Genomic DNA, 2,997 nt, shown 5'->3' on the forward strand with positions numbered 1-2,997 from the left:
CCAAAGCCCGCTCTTGAAAAACACATAAAGGCTGCTGTAAAAGATAATGAAACCTGTGAGGTTATTTGTAACAATAACAAAAAATTTCATACTTTTAGAATTGTAGCCTCCGCCGAAAATATCCCTGCGGCGATTGATGAAAAAACCAGAACAGACGCTGAAGCTTATATTTCTAATGTTTCAAAATTAAAAGTGAATCGAAGCCTTCCCGATACCGAATTCTGGTTTTTGTTCAGAACCGAAAAAACCCAAAATAATTTTTCGGTCTTTATGAAACGCCTTACCCTGCGTCCGTCTTGGGAAAAAACGCTCCACAAGGGTGAATTGCCGCCGCCGCTTGCATGGACGCTATGCCGTCTTGCTAATCTTGCCCACGGCGAAATTGTCCTTGACCCTTTTTGCGGTTACGGCTCTATTCCCGATGCTGCGTTAAAACATTTTCATATAACCAAATTTATCGCCTGCGATAACAACAGAGAAGCCGCCTTATTCACAAAATCAAGATTTAACAAACGCAAAAAAGACGACTTTATTTTTTACGAGAGCGATTTTTCCGCTCTGCCTTCCCATGTCGCCGAAAAAAGCGTTGACGCTATTGTTACAGACCCGCCGTGGGGAGAGTACAAGGAAATTAAAGACAACTCTTTTATTAAAAAAATGTTTGAAGTTTTTAGCAAATTACTGAAAGACGGCGGTAGAGCGGTTGTGTTATACGCAAATGACGATGATTTTTTAAGGACGGTTCCCGATTGCTTAAAGTTGGAAAACAGCGTGCCAGTGTTGCTTTCGGGTAGGAAGGCTGGGATTTATTTGTTTCGGCGGTAGGTGGGGCATACATTTTAACTGCTCATTAGATTGCAAAAAACAGTACCATGTATATTGAGCATATATTTGATTATTTGTATATTTGACTTACTAATAATAAAAGGAGGCTTTACTATGAATATTGATTTGGAAAAAGTAAGGAATTATTTTAAGAATGACCGCTTTGCCACTGAAAATGGTATTGTTATTGATAAGGTTGACGAGGATTGTGTAGTATGCGGAATGGAATTGTCCGAGAGGCACAAAAATGCCGGCGGAGGCGTGCAAGGCGGAGCAATCTTTACTCTTGCGGATTTAGCATTTGCCGTTCATTGCAATCTGGACATGGTATGCGGCGAGGAAACCAAAATAACCGTAGGGCAATCATGCAGTATTTCTTTTTTGAAACCTACTAAAGGCACTAGATTGACGGCTGTTTCAACTTGTCTTTCCAAAGGTCGCAGTATATCCGTTTACCGAATTAGCATTATGGACGACTTGGGTGTAGAAATTGCGGAAATGCTTGCTAATGCTTTTAAGCGGAATTAGGGGTAGACTAGACAGAAAAAAGTAACCCTATTATAATTAATCATGGTGCGTATTGAAGATGTCAGGGCTTGTTGTAACGATGAGTCTATTGTCTTAACCGAACATCTATTAACCAGAATGAGGCAGCGTCATATACGACTTGAGGACATCAAATACGCTATATCAAAAGGGGAAATAATTGAACAATACCCTACCGACTATCCTTTTCCAAGTTGTTTGATCAATGCGGAAAATATCCATATAGTTTGCAGTGTCGGTGAAGGGCATTTGTATTTTATTACCGCTTACCGACCTTCACAGGAACAGTGGGAAGACGGCGGTAGAAAGCGAAAGGAGAACAAACAATGAAATGCGGTATTTGCAAGGCGGAAATGAAAGAAACAAATGTAACTTATACTGAAGATATTGATCAGGGGGTTATTGTTATTCGTCATGTTCCGGCTCATGTTTGTACAGAATGTGGTAACACATGGTACAACGGGACAATTGCCTCACAACTTGAAAAAATGATTGATCGATTTGCGTCTTCGACAGGGGCTGAAGTTTCAGTAATCAATTTTGAGAAATCGGTTGCATAGGTATAGGATTATGTAGTGATTAGTATAAATGGCAAGATATATGCCTAATAATTTTACTTTGGGTACTGTCCGAAAAAAACGCCTCGACTTATCGTCGAGTTATTTTTTTCCCTGCCACCTCTCAAGTATGTTTTTGCGAATTAAGGTATCAGTTACCATTGGGATCCTGCGTACTTTTATGACATGTTATGTGCAGTAGGGGCGTACTCCATTTTTATTAAATATATTTATTTTTCCAGATCATTTTTTTTCTGAAGTCTTTGCATCTACAATTTTATGAAAATGCAACATCACTAATCTGGCTATAGGTTGAGCTAAAAGTGCTTCAACTGCAAATGAAATACCAAAATTTCGTGGCCATTTATGAAAAAATAATATAATAGGCTCTAACGAAACATGGCGACTTCCAATCCATGTTCCAATTACAGTTAAAAATACAGACATTATGAGCACGCTGCAAAGAATGTTTACAACTATATGTGCATTAAAACTGTCTTCTTTTTTTATAATTTTATATGTGAGCCATTCCGCTGGCTTAAATGTAACCAAGACAAGTATGACAACACATATCCAAATAAAGGGAATAACTTTTAATACATCTAGCCAAACATACCAATGAAAACCAAGTTCAAAACAAGTTATGAGTGGGGCAATTATATTAACAGATATGACTGATATTACAGCCATAAAAAGTAAAAATTCCCTTTCGTTGCGGGGTAATTTCATGTGAAAATCCATTTTCGTCCTCCATATGGTAAAATAAAAAATTTACCAACTGGACTTATGTGTTTTACACCGCACGATGGTATTTTATAATATATACATAAAAGGGCTTTTTTTGTCAAGTATTATCCGGTAAATACTTTATCTTTATTTAACATTTCAAGGTTAATAACTGATTCTGTAACCCATTTTGTTTTAATTATTTCTTGAAATGTATAATTAGTTTCACATAATTCATTAAGTTCCAGAAAATATTTGAAATCCTTTGAAATTTTTTTATCACAAAAGTAATCCGACTTATGAAGTTTATCTTTTTCATCCAATTTTGTAGTATGTCCATTTC

6 protein-coding genes are annotated in these 2,997 nt (G+C 36.9%); 4 read left to right on the top strand and 2 right to left on the bottom strand.

Features of this window, described 5'->3' with window-relative positions:
* The 4 genes from ACYVTD_RS11080 to ACYVTD_RS11095 form a co-directional block, all read left to right on the top strand.
* Positions 1–825 (top strand): TRM11 family SAM-dependent methyltransferase (locus ACYVTD_RS11080; protein WP_461247831.1); only part of this gene is annotated, 825 nt, incomplete at its 5' end.
* Positions 826–939: 114 nt separating this feature from the next.
* The gene (locus tag ACYVTD_RS11085; RefSeq protein ID WP_461247832.1) at positions 940–1,353 is read left to right on the top strand and encodes a PaaI family thioesterase; all 414 of its coding nucleotides are present in this window, start codon (positions 940–942) and stop codon (positions 1,351–1,353) included.
* 42 nt (positions 1,354–1,395) lie between these two features.
* Positions 1,396–1,701: a DUF4258 domain-containing protein gene (locus ACYVTD_RS11090; RefSeq protein ID WP_461247833.1), complete on the top strand. Its 306-nt coding sequence runs from the start codon at positions 1,396–1,398 to the stop codon at positions 1,699–1,701.
* Entirely contained in the window at positions 1,698–1,931 is a 234-nt protein-coding gene (locus tag ACYVTD_RS11095; RefSeq protein WP_461247834.1) for a type II toxin-antitoxin system MqsA family antitoxin, read from the top strand. The genes ACYVTD_RS11090 and ACYVTD_RS11095 overlap by 4 nt, the downstream gene beginning before the upstream one ends.
* Positions 1,932–2,171: 240 nt before the next feature.
* Here the strand turns inward: ACYVTD_RS11095 and ACYVTD_RS11100 are convergent, their stop codons facing one another.
* The gene (locus ACYVTD_RS11100) at positions 2,172–2,669 is read right to left on the bottom strand and encodes a hypothetical protein (RefSeq protein WP_461247835.1); all 498 of its coding nucleotides are present in this window, start codon (positions 2,667–2,669) and stop codon (positions 2,172–2,174) included.
* Positions 2,670–2,779: 110 nt separating this feature from the next.
* On the bottom strand, positions 2,780–2,997 hold a 218-nt coding region (locus ACYVTD_RS11105; protein ID WP_461247836.1), incomplete at its 5' end, for a hypothetical protein.

Source organism: Treponema sp. R6D11 (assembly GCF_054786075.1).

Bases quoted from the DNA above. Each gene is read 5' to 3' on its own strand.
- ACYVTD_RS11095 (WP_461247834.1), top strand. From the start codon at position 1,698: ATGAAATGCGGTATTTGCAAGGCGGAAATGAAAGAAACAAATGTAACT.
- ACYVTD_RS11100 (WP_461247835.1), bottom strand. From the start codon at position 2,669: ATGGATTTTCACATGAAATTACCCCGCAACGAAAGGGAATTTTTACTT.
- ACYVTD_RS11085 (WP_461247832.1), top strand. From the start codon at position 940: ATGAATATTGATTTGGAAAAAGTAAGGAATTATTTTAAGAATGACCGC.
- ACYVTD_RS11090 (WP_461247833.1), top strand. From the start codon at position 1,396: ATGGTGCGTATTGAAGATGTCAGGGCTTGTTGTAACGATGAGTCTATT.